This is a genomic window from Gaetbulibacter aquiaggeris (assembly GCF_044003965.1).
Lineage (GTDB): Bacteria > Bacteroidota > Bacteroidia > Flavobacteriales > Flavobacteriaceae > Yeosuana > Yeosuana aquiaggeris.
Window position 1 is genome coordinate 290,963 of the sequence record NZ_JBAWKC010000002.1, and the last position, 20,302, is coordinate 311,264.

At 33.9% G+C, this 20,302-nt stretch carries 10 protein-coding genes; 8 read left to right on the forward strand and 2 right to left on the reverse strand.

The genetic code is table 11. The features are described from left to right. Window positions 1–2: 2 nt before the first annotated feature. Both V8G56_RS07650 and V8G56_RS07655 read right to left on the reverse strand, forming a co-directional pair. The gene (locus V8G56_RS07650) at window positions 3–3,083 is read right to left on the reverse strand and encodes a SusC/RagA family TonB-linked outer membrane protein (protein ID WP_395437852.1); all 3,081 of its coding nucleotides are present in this window, start codon (window positions 3,081–3,083) and stop codon (window positions 3–5) included. Window positions 3,084–3,221: 138 nt separating this feature from the next. Continuing rightward, window positions 3,222–7,226 carry a hybrid sensor histidine kinase/response regulator transcription factor gene (locus tag V8G56_RS07655; protein WP_395437853.1) on the reverse strand — a complete coding sequence of 1,335 codons (4,005 nt, stop codon included), beginning with the start codon at window positions 7,224–7,226 and terminating at the stop codon, window positions 3,222–3,224. Between the two features lie 263 nt (window positions 7,227–7,489). Between V8G56_RS07655 and V8G56_RS07660 the strand changes: the two genes are divergently transcribed. The 8 genes from V8G56_RS07660 (at window position 7,490) to V8G56_RS07695 (ending at window position 20,235) form a co-directional block, all read left to right on the forward strand. Further along, window positions 7,490–8,947 (forward strand): sulfatase-like hydrolase/transferase, encoded by a 1,458-nt coding sequence (locus V8G56_RS07660; RefSeq protein WP_395437854.1) that lies wholly within the window; start codon window positions 7,490–7,492, stop codon window positions 8,945–8,947. Beyond that, on the forward strand, window positions 8,948–10,501 hold the full coding sequence (locus V8G56_RS07665) for a sulfatase family protein (protein ID WP_395437855.1): 1,554 nt from the start codon (window positions 8,948–8,950) through the stop codon (window positions 10,499–10,501). Between the two features lie 82 nt (window positions 10,502–10,583). Then, window positions 10,584–11,243, forward strand: coding sequence for an SGNH/GDSL hydrolase family protein (locus V8G56_RS07670; RefSeq protein ID WP_395437856.1), 660 nt, complete (start codon window positions 10,584–10,586; stop codon window positions 11,241–11,243). Between the two features lie 2 nt (window positions 11,244–11,245). Then, window positions 11,246–12,679 (forward strand): arylsulfatase, encoded by a 1,434-nt coding sequence (locus V8G56_RS07675; RefSeq protein WP_395437857.1) that lies wholly within the window; start codon window positions 11,246–11,248, stop codon window positions 12,677–12,679. A 13-nt stretch (window positions 12,680–12,692) separates the two neighbouring features. Next, on the forward strand, window positions 12,693–14,156 hold the full coding sequence (locus V8G56_RS07680) for a sulfatase family protein (protein ID WP_395437858.1): 1,464 nt from the start codon (window positions 12,693–12,695) through the stop codon (window positions 14,154–14,156). 2 nt (window positions 14,157–14,158) lie between these two features. Next, the gene (locus V8G56_RS07685) at window positions 14,159–15,751 is read left to right on the forward strand and encodes a sulfatase (RefSeq protein ID WP_395437859.1); all 1,593 of its coding nucleotides are present in this window, start codon (window positions 14,159–14,161) and stop codon (window positions 15,749–15,751) included. Window positions 15,752–15,760: 9 nt separating this feature from the next. Continuing rightward, complete coding sequence (galB, locus tag V8G56_RS07690; protein WP_395437860.1) at window positions 15,761–18,235, forward strand: beta-galactosidase GalB; 2,475 nt, start codon at window positions 15,761–15,763, stop codon at window positions 18,233–18,235. A 41-nt stretch (window positions 18,236–18,276) separates the two neighbouring features. Further along, complete coding sequence (locus V8G56_RS07695; RefSeq protein ID WP_395437861.1) at window positions 18,277–20,235, forward strand: alpha-L-fucosidase; 1,959 nt, start codon at window positions 18,277–18,279, stop codon at window positions 20,233–20,235. Window positions 20,236–20,302: the final 67 nt, after the last annotated feature.

Here is a 20,302-nt window from a genome sequence, read left to right on the forward strand (position 1 = left end):
TTTTATAATTTTAGGTTTAAACCAAATGTAATTGTTTTATAAAGCGGGGCATTTCTGTTACTTTGACTACCACTTCCACCTTCAGGATCAAAATATTCTAAGCCTGTAAAGGTGAATAAGTTTTGACCTCCTATAAAAACACGTAGTTTTGTAATATTTAATTTGTCAAGAACATCTTGGGGTAATGAGTAACCTAATTCAAGAGATTTGACTCTTAAATAAGAGGCGTCCTGAACATAAAAACTTGACACTCTGGTATTATCTTCTCCCCCAATTCGTGGTAAGTTATTACTAGGATTTTCTGGTGTCCATCTATTGATCCAATAACTTAACACGTTACTTCTGTCGTCTGCCATTGGTAAATTACCATTACCCATAAGTAGTCTGTCTACACCACTTACACCTTGAAACAGGACATTTAAATCAAAGCCTTTGTATTCAATAGCCCCATTAAAGTTAACTAATATATCTGGATTAGGGTTACCAATAATGGTTCTGTCATCGGCATCAACAACGCCATCAGGCACACCATCTGGTCCAGAAATATCTGCATATTTGAAATCGCCAGGCCCTGTATTTGCATTTCCAAACTGTGTTGGTGAATCAGCTATTTCTGCTACACTTTGAAATACACCTATGGCTTGATATCCAAAATAAGCTCTATAAGGTGCTCCTATTCGTATAATATCTATACCTGATATTGTTTCTTCTCCTCCTTCACCCAAACCAGTGACCTCAGCTTTTATAAACTTGGTGACATTGGCTCCTAAACTAAATTTAGCTTCTCCAACATTACCTCTGTAATTCAAACCTAGCTCTAAACCTCTATTCACCATAGAAGCCGCATTTTGAGCTCCAAGATTACTAATACCTAAGGTGTTAGGAATTGGAAAATTAGTGTAAAGTATATCGTTACTATTTCTATTAAAATAATCGGCTACAAATTCTACTTTGTTGTTAAATAAACTAATATCTAAGCCAATATCATATTGCTCCGTTTCTTCCCATCTGATAGTAGGATTTGCTAAACTAGTTATCGCTACACCAACAACATTTGTATCATTTCCTAAAACATAGTCTTGATCTGGGTTATACGTTTGCTCCCAAATATTTCTGCCAATTCTATCATTACCCGTAATACCCCAGCTGGCTCTGATCTTAAAATTATTTATGAAATCTAATTTCTCCATAAATTTTTCCTTAGAAACCCTCCAGCCCGCTGAAGCTGATGGAAAATTACCATAGGCATTATCTGGACCAAATCTTGAAGAGCCATCACGTCTTAAATTGAACTCTGCTAAATATTTTTCTTTATAATTATAATTTACTCTACCAAAAAAGGATTGCCAAGTATCTTCATAAGCACCTCCAGATACTGCCGGATTGATGATACCACCTCCATTGAATTCTTCAATGTTATCTGTTGGAAATCCACTTAATGTTCCACTAAAACCATCATTTTTAATATAGGTGGCAGAATAACCTAATAAAGCTCCAAAATTATGTGCTTTGTTAAAGCTTTTATTAAATCTTAAAATATTCTCATTTAATAAGGTGTATTCAAAATTAGTGGAATTATCTAGATTGTTTAGAAGCCCTTGAATAACAAGGTCCCCATCATAAGAATTTTGTAATTGCCTTGGGCTAAAATCAGAGGTGTTTGAGTAAATAATGTTTGCACTTCCACTGGTTTCAAAGGTTAAATTTTTAGATAATTTAATAGTAGCCCCTATTCTTTGGCTTACATTAATGTTATCGCTTTCAAAATTTCCTAAATAACCTCTTCTTAAAGCATTCTGAGTCAAAAACGACGGATTGGAATTTAACCATGCACCATCAACGACCCCATACTCTCCATTACTGTAAAAAAGTGGAATGGTAGGAGCAGCCCTTTGAAAGGAATAAATGATTCCATTATCGCCACTAAAAGCATTTTGACCTCCTGTTGGTCCTTCATTATGTTTCCAAAACGCATTGGTAACACTACTTAAAGTAAACCATTCTTTTAGCTTAGAATTTATATTAAAGCTTAAATTATAACGTTCACTTTTAAATTTACTTTTTATAATAGCATCCTGACCTAAATACCCTAAAGACAATCTGTAGGTCGATTTTTCGCTACCGCCTGTAAACGATAAATTGTGGTTTTGAATAGACGCTTGTCTCAACACAGCGTCTGCCCAATTGGTATCAGCAAACTGATCTGGTAATGACCCTGTTCTTATAGCCTCTATTTGGTCAGGTGTATATCTTGGTAAAAATCCAGGACCATCTTCATTAAAGAATTTTTCATTCATTAAAGTGGCATAATCCAAAGATCCAAGAAAATCTGGTTTAACGGTTACATCTTGAACCCCGTAATAACTATTATAACTTATTTCAAACTTATCTGCTTCACCTCTGCGGGTAGTTACTAAAACCACCCCATTGGCAGCTCTAGATCCATAAATAGAAAGCGCTGCAGCATCCTTTAGAACGGTTATACTTTCAATATCTGAAGGCGCTAAACTATTAAAGGCTGCTAAATCATCATATTGAATATTGTCTATCACTATTAATGGAGACTGCCCACCAAAAGTACCAATACCCCTGATGACTATTGAAGACCCATCAGCACCAGGACTCCCTGATGTCTGTGTTAATTGTACACCAGTAAACCGACCATACAATAATTGCCCGGCGTTTGTAACGGGCTGGTTGATCTCGTCTTTAAACGTTACCATCTCTACAGAACCTGTTAAGTTGACTTTCTTTTGAGTACCATAACCCACAACAACTACCTCATCAAGTTGAGCAGCGTCTTCTTCTAAGGCTATTTTGTAGGTTTTACTTGTTCCAATAGTTATTCTATTGGTTTTAAATCCAACAAAGGATATTTCTAAAATATCTCCTTGAGATGCTTCTAAAGAAAAAGCACCATCAAAATCAGTTGTTGTTCCCTTTGTGGTGTTTACAATAAGGATTGTTGCACCAGGTAACGGTTGAGCATTATTATCTGTGACTGTTCCAGTAATAACATTTTGTGAAAAAGCTATTTGCCCTATCGGAATTAATAGCAGAAAATAAAAAAAGAATACTTTCATAGTTTTGATTTGAAATTAGTTTAGTAAAAGGTTATTTAACTATCTAACAAAGATGAAAACAATAAAAGAAAACTAGTAGGTTAAATAAATCAATTAGGGGTCTAAATAATGCAATACCCCAAAAATAGTAGCTTTATACTACTTTTTAATCAATTCTTTATACTTTGATGGCAAACAGTTAAACTGCTTTTTAAAAGAGGTTTTAAAATATTTATAGTCATTAAATCCTACTTCATAAGCAATTTGATTCAGGTTTAAATCCGAAGAAATAATTAAGTGAGCCGCTTTTTTTAAACGAACAGATCTTATAAAAGCAGTTAAAGAAAGTCCGGTTAAGGATTTAATTTTTCTGTATAGGGTAGATTGACTCATATGCAAATCATCAACCATATTTTCAATCCCAAATTCCAGATTGTCCAAATTATTCTCAACTAACAGGATCGCTTTATTTATAAAAGCATTCTCAGTATCTGCTTCCGGATGTAATTCATCAACAGTAGGTTCAAAACGCACTTTATTCAGTAAATGCGCTCTCGATTTCTCCCTGTTTTCTAATAAACTCGCAATTCTGGCCTTGATAACATTGGCGTTAAAGGGTTTTGTAATATAATCGTCGGCGCCAGTCTTTAAACCTTCTATTTCAAAAACGGTTGAAGTTCTTGCGGTTAATAAAATGATTGGGATATGGGATGTGTTAATATGAGATTTTAATTCTTTACAAAGTGTTATGCCATCTTTACCTGGCATCATCACATCGCTAATGATTAAATCTGGTATTTCAGTTGATGCCATTTCATAGCCAAGATCTCCATTTTCAGCTTGTAAAACTTTATAATTATCGGATAATATGTCATTCAAATAATTTAAAATATCAAGATTATCATCTATAATTAATACGGAGTGATCCTTTGCATTGATATTTAAATTTTTAACAGGAAGTTCAAAATCTTTCGTGTTATAAGCGTTTATATTGTCAGTATTAAGGAAGTTATCGTTTAAAGCCTCTCCATATAGTTTGGGATCCATTGACAGCTTAATTGTAAACTCACTTCCAATATTTTTTTCGCTGGTTACCTCTATGGTGCCGTAATGTAATTCAACAATTTTTTTTGAAAATGTTAAGCCTATACCACTACCTATCATTCGTGCGGTATTACCAGATTTAATTTGAAAAAATCGGTCAAATATTTTACCCAGGTACTCACTTTTAATACCTATGCCCGTATCTTTTACCGAGAAAATACAATATTCGTTATTCACATCCACTTTTAAGGTCACTCTATCTCCAGGCTGGCTATATTTAATCGCATTAGAAAGTAAATTACAAAGTACGATCTCCATTTTATTTCTGTCAAACGGAAATATGATTTCCTCTTGCGAAGTTTTAAACTTATACTTAATGTCTTTGGTCTTGGCAGCTTCTTTAAAATAAAGGAATACTTCATTAGCAAACCTGACAAAATTCCCTTTTGAAACGTCTAATTTCAACAAACCATGATCCGCTTTTCTAAAGTCTAGCAATTGATTGATAAGGTTTAGTAATCTATTAGTATTCCTATCAATTAAATTTAAATTTTTAAGTGCTTTGGCTGATAGTTTTTCATTTTCCAATATTTCTTTTAAGGGGCCAATAATAAGTGTTAAGGGTGTTCTGAACTCATGCGAAATGTTTGTAAAAAAATTCAATTTGGCTTCAGTCAGTTCTATTTCCTTTTCCTTATCAATTCTGGCGATCTCAAGTTTGTTCTTTAACTTTAACTTGGTATTATTTGATTTAATAAAATAAGTAACTATTAAAATAATTCCTATCAAATATCCAATTAAAGCTAAGGTGCTTTTCCATGGAGAGGTTAGCATGATGATATTTATTGATTTTGGGGCACTCCAAATTTGATTGTCTCTTGAAGCCTCAATTTTAAGAGAATAATTACCTGGAGATAGTCCGGCAAAATTTATTTCATTACGATCTTGTAAATCGATCCAAGAATCTTGATATCCTTCTAATTTGTAACGGTATTTGATATTAAGTTTTCCTAAAAAATCATTCGCCACAAAAGTGGTAGAGAAAAAATTGTCGTTGTGGGTCAATTTGATTTCCTTGGCGTAATTGATATTATTGTCCAGAATTTTACTTCCCTTTTTATATTGAATCAGGTTATTATTTATTCTCAAATTAGTAAAAATTATTTCTGGAACCGAATTAATATTGGTAACGGTATTAGGATTAAAAAAGGTAATGTTATCAATACCACCAAAATAAATCTGCTCATTTTTATAATTATAGAAACTGGAATTATTGAAAGACGTTGATTTTACGCCATTAATATCTCCATAACTCAGTATCGTTTTATTTACTTCGTTGTATTTAACAATTTCTGTATGCGTACTGAACCAAATATTGGAATTGTTATCAAAAGTGACCGCGCAAATAAAATCACTATTAAGTCCATTTTCTTTAGTAATAGATTCTAAAAGTTCTAATTTTTCATTTCTATAATTTAGCTTGAAAAGGCCACTTGGTGTTGCTAGCCAAATATTATCAGCTTTTAAGGAAATTGAATTAATAATAACGCTGGGGAGTTTTTCTTTTAATAGCAAAGATTGATTTATAAAAGTTTTTTCTTTCTGATTAAAAAGGTGAAGGCCATTATAAGAACCAATCCAAATGTTATGATTAAGATCTTCTTGAATTCCGGTTATTCTATTACTCTCTAATTTCTGTTTGTTTGTTGAATTTTCTGAATATAAAACATAGGCCTCTTTATAATTAATACTATCTAATTTAACAATGGCGAGGCCTTGTTGCTGTGATCCAATATACAGATTACGCTCATTATCGACATGAAAAGAAGTGGCTTTGTTTATAATATCTGATGAAAAAATAATTTTTTCTAAGACCAGATCAAAAATAAAAAACCCTTTACTTGTTCCAATAAAAAGTTTTTCATCATACTCATAAAGATTGTATATTCTAATATTACCAACCTCTTTAATTTGCTTTAATTGAGAAAGGTCTTTCCCATAATATACGCCGCTAAACACAGTGCCTACAAAGAGGGTGTTATTATTTCTGTAAACGGATAAGGTGTTTAAATGGCCTTCTAATTCTGGATTATCAATTAATTTATCAGCATTTTTAAACCCATTATTTTCAACCAATCTTACAAGTCCACCATTAGCAGTTGCCAGCCACAGGATATTATTTTTATCTTGATGGATATTTAATATGGTGTTATAATTGGCGCTTGTCTTTTGTGAGTTTCTGGGAAGTAATTCAATTTTATCAAACTGTGTGATTTCAGTGTTGCTCTTGTATACACCATATCCCCATGTACCAATCCAAAGATGATGGTCTTTATCTAAAAACAGTTTTTTAGAAAACTCTGAAACTACCTCTGTTTCTATGGTTTCAATGCCATTTGAAACATAATTATAGTTAAAAAGTTTTTTGTTGTTAAGACCACTCGTTGTTATCCATATTTTTTTTCTAAATGCGTCTGGCAGAATATCTGTTATGAAATTATTAAAATCATAAGTCTCCCTCTTATCTTCAATAGGAATATATTTATATAGTCTTTTATTAATTGCATACCAAACATTCCCATTAAAATCATTGACTATAGTATAAACAGGTGAAACAGTTTTGAATTGTTGTAAAAGTTTTTCATTTTGAAAGTCAATTTGAAAAACACCTTTGCTCCAGGTGCCAATCCAAATATTACCCTTGTCATCTTGTGACAGAGATATAACTCTTAGATCTCCTTCATTTTCTAAATCAATGAGATGATTGAAGTTTTTAATGGTGTTATTTTTAATATCTAAATATGATAAACCTCCACTTTTAGTGCCTATCCATAAATTATTGTCTCTGTCTTTAAAAAGAACTTCAATGTTTTCATTTAATAGCCCATCATAATCTTTACTCGGTTTTATATAATCAAAATCATACCCATTATACTTGGTAATCCCGTTTTCAGTGCCTATCCATTTAATATTTAAATCGTCACTTACGATTGAGGAGACATAGTTATGTGACAAACCTTGTTTGGTGGTTATAAAATCAATAACATAATTAACCTCACTCTCTTGCGAATAAGTAGAGAAGTAAACCAAAAAACCAAATATATATATTATTTTTTTCATGATAATTTTAGCCTCAATCCCCTCTTATTATAAGTAAAATAAATAAAAAAATGATCCATCTCTTTGTCAAAACAATGTATAAAACAAAATTGGCCGAAAAATTAAAGATTTATTTTAGAATTAACTAATAAAACCATAGCTCTATTATACTTTGAACTAATTCACCCTCTTATTGAACTTATACGACCCTTAACTATCTTTTTATTAAACTTAAATTTGACTATTCCAGAATTTGAATCAACGTTTTAATAAAAACAGAAAATATGGCAACTTTTGATAATTTTTTTAATTGGGTAATGCTAATGGCATGTGTTCTATTAATTGTGCCAAATTGCATTAATGCTCAAACCAGCAATGCTTCAACTATTCATATTAAAAGTTCATCACCAAATATCATCATCATTTTAGCCGATGATTTGGGATATCAGGACGTAGGCTTTAACGGATGCAAAGATATACCAACCCCTAATATTGATAAAATTGCCACACAAGGAGTAAATTTCACTAATGCTTATGTAAGTTATGCTGTTTGTGGACCAAGCAGAGCGGGTTTGATAACAGGCCGGTATCAGGACAGATTTGGTTTTGGAAGAAATCCTTTGTTTGCACCAAACGACCCGGAAATGGGTTTGCCGCTGAGTGAAGAAACATTAGCAACGGCATTAAAAAAAGGAGCTTATAAATCGGTCGCGTTGGGCAAATGGCACTTAGGCGCTCATACTAGCCAACGGCCGTTAAAAAGAGGGTTTGATGATTTTTTTGGATTTTTAAGCGGCGGACATCAATACTTTCCTGAATTATGGACCTTAAAAGATGAATATGAAGTAAAGGCTCAGTTTGATGCTTATAACACAAAGTTATTAAGAAATGATGACAGAATAGAAGAAAAGGAATACTTAACAGATGCCCTTTCTAGAGAGGCTGTTAGCTATATTGAAAAATATAAAGAGGAACCATTTTTTATGTATTTAGCCTATAATGCACCGCATACACCGCTTCAAGCTACAGAAAAATATCTAACGAGATTTAAAGATATAAAAGACCCTAAACGTAAAATATACGCAGCCATGGTAAGTGCCGTTGATGATGGTGTAGGAAATGTTCTTAAAAAGTTGGAAGAATTAGGGCTTACAGAAAATACGATTATTTGTTTTTTATCAGATAATGGTGGTCCGGAAAAGGTTAATGGGTCCAATAACGGCATCCTTAGAGGTGGCAAAGGCGATGTTTTTGAAGGTGGCATTCATGTGCCTTTTGCCATGAAATGGCCTGCAAAAATACCTGAGGGCATGACTTATGAGGCGCCTGTAATATCCTTAGATCTTTTCTCAACCGTAATAGCTCAATCTTTGGTTCCAATACAATCAAAAAATGAATTAGATGGTGTAAATCTCATACCTTATATAGTAGGAGAAAAAAAGGGTATACCACATGATTATTTGTTTTGGAGAAAATTTGATCAAAATAAAGTGGCATGTAGAAATAGTAATGGAGACAAAATGATAGTCCATAAGGACGAACAAATGCTTTTTAATTTAAAAGAAGATATTTCTGAAACAACCAATCTAATTGAAAAAGATAACGAAATTTTTCAAACCCTACAAGCCAGCTATCAAAACTGGAATTCACAAATGTCAGATCCTATATTTTACGGATTAGGAGATGATAAAGAATATAACGAGAAGCATCCAAACAGATTTAATAAACAAAATAAAAATTAAATGAAAAATTTGAAAGTAATACTCCTTTTGCTAATAATCATTTTGAGCTCTTGTAAAGACAAGACTAAAGAAATCACTCAAGTAGTAAAAGAAGATGGTCCTCCAAATATAATTTTTATTTATGCAGACGATTTAGGTTATGGTGATTTAAGCGCTTACGGAGCAACAGAAATAGCAACACCAAATTTTGATAATTTAGCTACTAATGGTATCAAATTTACCAATGGTTATGCCACATCTGCCACCTGTTCACCCAGTAGGTATGCGCTTTTAACTGGGACTTATCCTTGGAGAAATAAAAATGCTAAGATATTACCCGGCACGGCACCTTTACTTATTGATACGGCTCAAGTAACCTTACCTAAAATCTTAAAAACTCAGGGTTATCATACGGGAATTGTTGGTAAATGGCATTTAGGCTTGGGCACTGGAAATGTTGATTGGAATTCTCATATTTCCCCAGGTCCTAATGAAGTAGGTTTTGACTATAGCTACATTATGGCTGCAACTCAAGACCGGGTTCCTACGGTATATATTCAAGATGGCTATGTAGATAATTTGGATCCAAACGATCCCATTCTGGTCGATTATGATAAAAATTTTGAAGGAGAGCCTACTGGAACTGAAAACCCTGAACTCTTAAAGTTTAAGGGCGATCCTCAACACAGTAATGCCATTGTAAATGGTGTTTCCCGAATAGGCTTCATGAAAGGTGGTCAATCTGCAAGATGGATTGATGAAGATATGGCTGACCATTTTTTAGCCAAAGCTCAAGCCTATGTGAAGAGTCACAAAGAAGAGCCATTCTTTTTATATTACGCATTGCAGCAACCTCATGTTCCAAGAACGCCTAACCCAAGGTTTGTTGGGACTTCTGGAATGGGACCTCGTGGTGATGTTATTATGGAAGCAGATTGGTGTGTTGGAGAATTCATTAAAACTTTAGAACAAGAAGGCTTGCTTGAAAACACCTTAATTATTGTATCGAGTGATAATGGCCCCGTTTTAGATGATGGTTATGAAGACCAAGCTATTGAAAAGTTAGGTAATCACAAACCAACTGGTGAATTACGTGGCGGCAAGTACAGTCTTTTTGAGGCCGGAACACGTGTCCCTTTTATAGCTTATTGGAAAGGAAAAATTAAACCAGGTGTTTCAGATGCTATTGTATCTCAAGTTGACTTACTTTCTTCTATGGCTCAATTAGTAGGTAGTGAAGTTTTAACAAAAGACAGTGAAAATATGTTAGATTTATTATTAGGAAAAACGAATCAAGGACGTGAAAATCTTATTCTTGAAGCTACCTCCAGAACCGCTTTCAGACAAGGTGATTGGGTATTAATTCCACCTTATGACGGACCTAAAGTACTTATTAATAAGGGTGTTGAAACAGGTAATTCTAAAGAATTTCAACTGTATAACTTAAGTGAGGATCCGCACCAAGATCAAAATCTTGCACAATCCAATCCGGAAAAACTAAAGGAATTAATCACAAACTTTGAGGCCATTAGAGGATCAGGATACGATAAAATTAGCCAACCGGAATTTAATTAAATTAAAATTTAAAACGATTTTTTACCAAGAAAAAAACATAAAAAAAACCATGCTTTAAACGAAGTATTTTAGCATAAATGAGATGAAAAAAAAACAAATATTCGTTTTATTATTTTTGTTTTTAGCTGTTCTATTAGGTTTTGCCTTTATGAATAAAAAGCCGAAAATATTGATTATTGGAGATTCCATCTCAATTGGGTATACACCATTTGTAAAATCCTATTTTTCAGATAAAGCCATGGTTTCTCATAACACTGGTAATGCCCAACATACAGGCACTGGATTATTGAACATCACAACTTGGTTAGGAGATGAAAACTGGGATATTATACAGTTTAATTGGGGTCTTTGGGATTTATGTTATCGCCATCCAGAATCCAAAGAATATGGCAATAGAGATAAAATAAACGGTAAATCCGAATTTACTATTGATGAATATACATCAAATCTAGACACTCTAGTATCTATTATCAAGAAAAGATCAAATGCAAAATTAATTTTTGTGACAACTACCTATGTACCCAAAAATGAACCCGGGAGATATGAAAGTGATGTAGAAAAATACAATGATGCCGCAAAAGCTGTCATGAAAAAACACAACATAAGGGTAAATGATATTTATAATGAATCGCTTGATATTCATAATAAATATGGAAAAGGGCCTAAAGATGTTCATTATTCTGAAGAAGGTTATGAAAAACTTAGCGAACTGATTATCAAATTTCTTGAAACCGTTATATAATTATGAATGGAAGATATCTTATTATACTAATTGCAGCAATAATATCAACAGCTTGTTCGGAGAATAAGAAAGATATTTCAAATCAAATTAATAAACCAAATATCATTTATATTCTGGCCGACGATTTAGGCTATGGGGATTTAAGCTGTTATGGGCAAACAAAATTTTCAACACCCCATATAGATGCCTTAGCAAAAGAAGGTCTTTTATTTACGCAGCACTATGCTGGATCTTCTGTTTGTGCACCATCACGTTCAACCTTGTTAACAGGATTACATACAGGCCATACGCCCATTAGAGGAAATAAAGAGGTGCGGCCAGAAGGGCAATGGCCATTACCAGATTCTACGCATACCCTTGCTGAGCTTTTAAAAGATGAGGGCTATGTAACCGGAGCGTTTGGTAAATGGGGATTAGGATACCCTAACTCTGAAGGGGATCCTTTAAATCAAGGTTTTGATACGTTTTATGGGTATAATTGTCAGCGACTGGCTCACAATTATTACCCTTATCATTTATGGGATAATGATAAAAAAGTAATATTGGATGGCAATTCAGGGACTAACAAAGAACAATATGCTCCGGAATTGATTCATAATAAAGCCATGCAATTTATTGATAAGAATAAAGACAGGCCTTTCTTTCTTTACTATCCATCTATTATACCACATGCCGAATTATTTGCCCCAAATGATTACATGAATCGTTTTTTAGGAAAATTTAATCCGGAAAAAAAATTTAAAGGTGTTGATGAAGGTGAAAACTACAAAAATGGAGGTTATGGATCTCAAGAAAATGGTCATGCCGCATTTGCTGCTCTCATTAGCTTATTAGATGATCAAGTTGGTGAACTAGTTGCAAAAATTAAAGAATTAGGACTAGAGGGAAACACTATTTTTATTTTTACTTCAGACAATGGGCCTCATAAAGAAGCTGGGGCAGACCCTAAATATTTTAATAGTAACGGAAATTTAAGAGGTTTTAAACGAGATTTATATGAAGGGGGTATTAGAGTTCCAATGATAGTCAAATGGAAGGGCAAAGTTAAAGAAGGAACTACTACCGACCATATTTCTGCTTTTTGGGATGTTTTTCCATCATTCGCAGAACTTATTGGTGCTAATTTAAAAAACAACACTGATGGTGTTTCATTTTTACCAATACTTTTAGGAGAGCCGGATAAACAAAAAACACAGGAATATCTTTATTGGGAATTCAATGAAAATAACGCGCCTGTTCAGGCCATTAGAAAAGGAGATTGGAAAGCAGTTAAGTTTTTAGATAAGCCTTTACAACTTTATAACTTATCAACCGATTTGAAAGAAGAACATGATGTCTCTGAGGAAAATTCAAAAATAAAAAACGACATGTTGCACATTTTAAAAAACGCAAGAGAGGACAGTCCTGATTTCCCGTTTAAATACAAGCAAGAATAGATTGATTGTGAGATTGGATATAAACATAAACAGTTATTTATTTATTTTAGGAATTCTATTTCTTAACGGATGCAAATTACCTGAAAAAGAAATTTCCAAAACAAAAGAATATAATATTTTATGGATTGTTGCCGATGATTTAGGTACAGATTTAGGCTGTTTTGGAAACGATTTAGTTTATACGCCAAACTTAGATCAGTTAGCTTCAGAATCCATTTTATACAAAAAGATGTTTACGGTAACAGCGGTTTGTTCACCTAGTAGATCTGGTTTAATTACAGGGATGTATCCTGTGACTCTGGGATTGCAAAACCATAGAACAAGATTTAAAAAAGTACTACCAGATACCATATTACCTGTTACAGAATGTTTTAAAAATGCCGGCTATTTCGTTTCTAATGGTGATGGAAGGAAAAATGGCATTAAAGGAAAAATGGATTATAATTTTAAGGCTAATTTTAATGAACTTTACCAAGGAACCCATTGGAGTCAAAGAACTAGGGAACAAAAATTCTTTTCACAGGCACAAATATTTTATCCTCACAGGCCCTTTCATTCAGACTCATTACAGCCTATTAATCCAGATTTAGTAAAATTACCACCATATTATCCCAATCATCCAATAGCCAGAAAAGATTGGGCCCTATACTTAGAAACCATTCAGCATGTTGATATTAGTGTAGGTCAAATAATGAAGCAATTAAAGGAAGATGGATTGTTAGATAACACCATTATATTTTTCTTTGGAGATCAAGGCAGACCTCATGCTCGTGCCAAACAATTCTTATATGACCCAGGAACCAACACGCCTCTTATGGTCAGATTTCCAGATGGTTATGGAGCAGGGGCGGTTTCAAATGAATTGGTAAGCAATATTGATATTGCTGTAGCCACTTTGGCATTGGCAGGAATTGAAAGGCCAAAATATATGCAAGGTCTGGACTTTTTATCAAAAAATTCAGAAAGAGAATTTGTGTTCACTATGAGAGACCGACGTGATGAAACTGTTGATAGAATTCGCGCTGTACGATCTCAAAAATTCAAGTACATAAAAAATTACTATCCTGATAGACCTTATACACAATACAATGTGTATAAAGAAATGAGCTATCCTATGTTACCTCTCATGCATGTCATGTTTGAAGAAGGTCAATTAGATGAGGCTCAAAAAATATTTATGGATTCATTCAGACCGCCTGAAGAGTTATATGACTTGGAAACAGACCCTTTTGAAATCAATAATTTAGCTACAAAATCTGAATACACATTAGAATTAGAAAAATTGCGAAACACCTTAAATCAATGGGTAAATAAAAATGATTTAGGTGTTTATCCAGAAGATCAGGCAGAGATTGATACTGCACAGGAGCAAGCCTTAAAAATGCTTAAAAAGACGCTTCAGAAGCGAAATTTACCTGAAAATGCTTCGTACAGAAAGCATGTTGAATATTGGGAAAACAAATTATTAGAGAACTAGTTATGAAATTAATATATATTTATTTGATGAGCTCCATTTTTTTGGTGTCTTGTGGCTCAGGTGACAAATTAGAAAAAAATGAAATACCCCTAAAACCAAATATCCTATTCATTCTAGTAGATGATTACGGAATTAATGATTTAAGTTCTTCAGGTAGCACATTTTATGAAACCCCAAACATTGACAAACTAGCTACAAATGGTGCTGTATTTACGCAAGGTTATGCCTGCAGTAGAGTTTGCAGCCCATCAAGAGCTAGTATCATGACTGGAAAATTTACAGCAAGACATGGTATTACAGATTGGATAGGAGAAAAAGCGGGATCAGACTGGAGAAGCATGAACAGGCAAGACAAATTGTTACCAGCCGATTACATTCGTAATTTACCGGCACAAGATGTTACTTTAGCCGAAGTATTAAAGGCGAATGGATATAAAACATTTTTTGCAGGGAAATGGCATTTAGGTGACGTGGGTTCTTATCCTGAAGATCATGGTTTTGACATTAATAAAGGAGGCTGGGATAAAGGCGGTCCTGTTGGGGGCTATTTTTCTCCTTTTCAAAACCCTAAGTTAGAAGACAAATACGATGGTGAAAACCTATCAATTCGCTTAGCTAATGAAACGGCTGATTTTATGAAACAAAATAAGTCGTCTAACTTTTTTGCGTTTCTTTCTTTCTACGCAGTTCACGGACCCATTCAAACCTCAGTAGATAAATGGGAAAAATACAGAGATAAAGCCGAAAATCAGGGTATTAAAGAAAACGGATTTGTTATGGAGCGCAAATTGCCTATAAGACAAACTCAAGACAATCCTGTATATGCCGGTTTGGTTGAAAGTATGGATGATGCGGTTGGGGTTGTTTTAGAAGCCCTTAAGGAATTACAATTAGATAAAAATACCATAGTGATTTTTACTTCAGATAATGGTGGAGTTGCTTCAGGAGATTCGTTCTCAACATCAAATTTGCCATATAGAGGTGGTAAGGGCTATCAATGGGAAGGTGGTATTAGAGAGCCTTACTTTATTTATGTACCTTGGAATCATTCAAAAACAAGATCATTTGATTATCCTGTAACAGGTGCTGATTTCTACCCCACCATTTTAGATTATGCAAATATTAAGTTGATGCCTGATCAGCATCAAGATGGCGTCAGTTTAAAACCCATGATAGAAACTAATTCTGAACTGTCATTAAGACCATTATTCTGGCATTATCCCCATTATGGCAATCAAGGAGGTGATCCTTCTTCAATCATTAGAAAAGGAGACTGGAAGCTTATTCATTATTATGAAGATGATAGCAATGAGCTTTACAATCTAAAAACAGATCCATACGAAAAAGCCAATGTCTATGATTCTAGCAGTGAGAAGGGTCAAGAACTTTATACTGAATTAAAAGATTGGTTAGTAAGTGTCCATGCAAAAGTCCCGGAAACAGATACCGAGTTTGATGTGAAAAAAAGAGCGGACTATGATAAGCAAATCGTTGAAAAACTTTTGCCTAAACTAGAAAATGAAAGAAGAAAAATGTTATCGAAAGATTTTGAGCCCAATGAAGACTGGTGGGGAAGCAAACTAACAAAAGATTAAGGATTTATAATGATAAATAAATTATACAGCTTATTATTAGTTATATCATTGATTTCCTGTAATACTCCGGAAATGCAGTTAAGAGAACGTATTTCTTTTAATGATTACTGGTTGTTTCAAAAAACCAGTGATGTTAATGTGTCAAAAATAGACTACGATGATGCTAATTGGAGGTCATTAGAACTTCCTCATGACTGGGCTATCGAAGGACCTTTTAAACCTGAGTATAACCTCAGAACCGGCGGGCTTCCAATTTTTGGCAAAGCCTGGTACAGAAAACATTTTACAATTGATAACTCAAAAAAAGGAAGTGTTGTTACACTTAAATTTGATGGTGTCATGAACAACTCAACCATTTATGTAAATGGAAAAAAAGTATATCACAGACCTTATGGTTATATTGGTTTTGAAATTGATATTACACCTTATCTAAATTTTGGAGAAGATAACATTATTGCAGTAGAAGTCAATCCAGAAGTGTTATCTGCCAGATGGTATCCTGGTGCTGGTATTTATAGAAATGTGTGGTTGGAGATTAAAAATCCTGTTCACATTAAACATTGGGGCAGTCATATTTCAACACCTTCAATAACAAAAGATAAAGCAGAAGTTATTATTGAAACTATTGTCTTAAGTAAAGAAGACAAATCAAAAGACGCTTATCAAATACAAACTATTATTTATGATAAAGAGGGTATCGAAGTTGCCTCAAATACCACTGATTTTAGATTCAATAAGGGTAAAGAATCAACTATTCTGCAAAAATTAACAGTGTCAAATCCCGAGTTATGGGATTTCAAGACACCACATTTATACAATGCTATTTCAACAATTTTAAACAAAAATGAGGTAATAGATAACTATAGTTCCCATTTTGGAATAAGAACTATAGCGTTTACAAGAGAAGGCTTTTTCATCAACGGAAGAAAAGAAAAAATTAAAGGGGTTTGTTTGCATAATGATTTGGGCCCTTTGGGATCTGCTGTTAATTACAGAGCTACAGAACGCCAACTAGAGATTATGAAGGAAATGGGGGTCAACGCTATTAGAACTTCCCATAATCCTACCTCGCCAGAGCAATTAGAACTCTGCGATAAAATGGGCCTTTTGGTGCAAGCTGAAGCTTTTGATTGTTGGGCAATAGGAAAAACTGAAAATGATTACAACAAATATTGGAATGAATGGCATGAGCAGGATTTAAGGGATATGATAAAACGTGACAGAAACCATCCGTCCATTATTATGTGGAGTATTGGCAATGAAGTGAAAGAACAGAATAATGAAAATGGTTATAAAATGGCAAAAGAACTAGTTGAAATTTGTCATCAAGAAGACCCGAACAGACCCACAACTGCAGGGTTTAACAATCTTTCAGCCGCAATAAAAAATGGGTTAGCCAATGAAGTAGATTTGGTTGGTGCCAACTATAAACCAACCCAATATGCTGAGGTTATGGAACAACATCCCAATTGGATTGTGTATGGTTCTGAAACGGCTTCAACCGTATCTTCAAGAGGGGTATATCATCTTCCCTTAAAAAAGTATGACAAACATAAATCGCTTCAGGTAAATAGTTATGATATCAATAGTCCCAATTGGGCTTATCCGCCAGATATAGAATTTCATTTTCAAGATTCTCTTCCTAATATCTTAGGTGAGTTTATCTGGACTGGATTTGATTATTTAGGTGAACCAACGCCTTATGGGGGTAAGGACAATTTAACGCATGGGAATTGGGATACAGATTGGCCTTCAAGAAGCTCCTATTTTGGAGCGGTTGATTTAGCGGGTTTTCCTAAAGACCGGTTTTATTTATACCAAAGCCAGTGGACTACAGCACCTATGGTGCATCTTTTACCTCATTGGAATTGGGAAGGAACAGATTTTGAAGAAATTCCTGTTTACTGCTATACCAATGGTGATGAAGCTGAATTATTTGTAAATGGAAAATCTCAAGGTAGAAAAACAAAAGGAGTAGACAAAACAAGAATTCCAGTAAATTTTGGAGCTTGGAAAGGAAGGCCTAAATATTTTGATTCGCCTTACCGTTTAAATTGGAATGTTAAATACGAACCAGGAGAGATTGAGGTAGTTGCGTATAAAAATGGCCAAGAAATAGCCAGAAAATTTATTAAAACCGCAAAAGCACCCGATAAAATAGAGCTTATAACCGATAGAAATGTAATTAATGCAGACGGTAAAGACTTATCATTTATCACAGTTAAAATTATAGATGAAAATGGCAATTTTTGCCCACTAGCAGACAATAAGGTCAATTTTAAAGTTACAGGACCAGCAACCATTGCAGCCGTTGGTAATGGTAATGCTGCTTCCACAGAACCTTTTCAAGCAAATTACAGAAAAGCATTCAATGGTTTGTGTTTACTAGTAATAAAAAGTAAAAATGGAGAAACAGGAGAAATAACAATAGAGGCCACTTCAAATGGTTTGAAATCGAAAATAATTACTGTAAAGTCGAAATAACAGATTACAGGAAAAATTAAGAACATAGAAAAAAAAACAATTTGAACAATTATAATAACTTTTCAAAAGTGAAATGCAATTCTAAATTATCTAGAAAGGCAATTGTTATAATACTATGTTTCATAATTCATCAACCCTTAATAGCACAAACAGATAAAGATGAAACGCTTTTAATTGTAAATGCAGATTTTGAAACGGGTAATTTAGAAGGCTGGAAATATTGGAAAACGAAAAGGTGTGAAATAACCACAGAAGCATACTCTGGACAATATGCAGTTAAAATTGGTTCAGAAAGAGGCTTATGTATTCAAGAAACTAAAGTGAGATCCAATAGCCTTTATAGAATTTCTGCTTATATTAAAACAGAATCAGGTGCTGAAGAAGTTCAATTAGTGGTAAGTGATTATGGAGGTTCTGAAAAATCGGTTTCCAGTGCTCTTACAGAGTATACTAAAGTGAGCATCGATTTTCAAACAGCTTACGCTTCAGATAATTTACTAATCTCATTAATACATCCTTCTGGAAAAGGGAGCGGCTATGCAGATCAAATAGAATTAACTTATTTAGGTGATGCGCCAAAACCAGAGATACAAGAATTTATATCTATTCCAGAAAGAATTCTTAAAGAAGAAAATGGCGTCTCTCAATTATCTAATCAAAAAATGGACTGGTTTCTTAATGATAGGTTTGGCATGTTCATCCATTGGGGCGTTTATGCGGCTTTTGATGAAGGAAACGAATGGGTTAGGCATGGAGAAGTATATGGTCAAGAATATTACCAGCGAAGAGCAAGAGATCCTGAAACCGGCTTTACCGCTTCTAAATTTGATGCTTCTAAATGGGCAGATTTAGCTAAAAAAGCAGGTATGAAATATATGGCACTAACTTCCAGACATCATGATGGTTATGCGCTTTTTGATAGTAAACATCCCAGTAGCTGGACCAGCAAAAAAGATTTAGGACGAGATTTTATAAAAGAATATACAGATGCTGTCAGAGCATCAGGACTTCATGTAGGACTTTATTATTCGCCCATGAGTTGGAGATATCCTGGGTATTATGATGTCTATGGAAATGATGTAAAGCCCAATGTTTGGGGTTATAAAACAGCTGCTTGGCATAAAGAGGATGCGCAAGCTATGAAAGAAGAAGTTTATGAACAGGTTACAACACTGCTCAAAGATTATGGAACCATAGATTATATGTTTTGGGATGGCGGTTGGCTAAGTCAAACCGTGAACCCAGAATTAGAAAGAACTTTTTGGGATCCGGGGCAATATCAAAACCCTGATAATGAATGGCCAGTAAAATACAAATACATTACAAAAGAAGCGAATACTGGTAAACCTCTTGGAATCATGGGATTAGTTCGTAAATTTCAACCAGATATGGTGGTAAACGAACGATTTGGATGGGTTGGAGATGTACAGGCAGAGGAAGGTGGTTCTTCCACTTCTGGAGATATTCGCTTTGAGCATTATGGAGAAAAATGTATTAGTCTCCAAAAAGGGGGATGGGGTTACAGACCAAATCGTCCTGTTTATAGCTTTGAAGAAGTAGCAGTCTATTTATCCAATTGTGTAGTTCGTAATATTAATTTACTTTTAAATGTAGCTCCGGACAGAGAAGGGGTTGTACCAGATAACCAACAAGAAGTACTTCTAAAAACGGGAGATTGGTTATCCAAAATAGGAAATGGGATTTATGGAACAAGAGGAGGGCCATGGCAACCACTTTTTGGTGAATACGGTTTTTCCTTTAATGATAATAAAATTTACTGTCACGTTTACAAAGGTTATCGTGACCTGAATTCAGGGAAGTTTACAACACAATCAATGGGGAATAAAAAAGTGAGTAAGGTTGTAAATCTGTATGATGGTAAAGAACTTTCATGGGTTAAAAACAAAAATAATACGGTTACAATTAGTGACGTTGATTATTCTTTAAATCCAGCAGTGACTATATTAGAAATGACACTTACAAAACCTGTATACGAATAGATTTTTTTAATGTTAGATAAAGATTCTGTTACAGAAAAAAGGAAAATAATTAAGTTTATTAAATCAA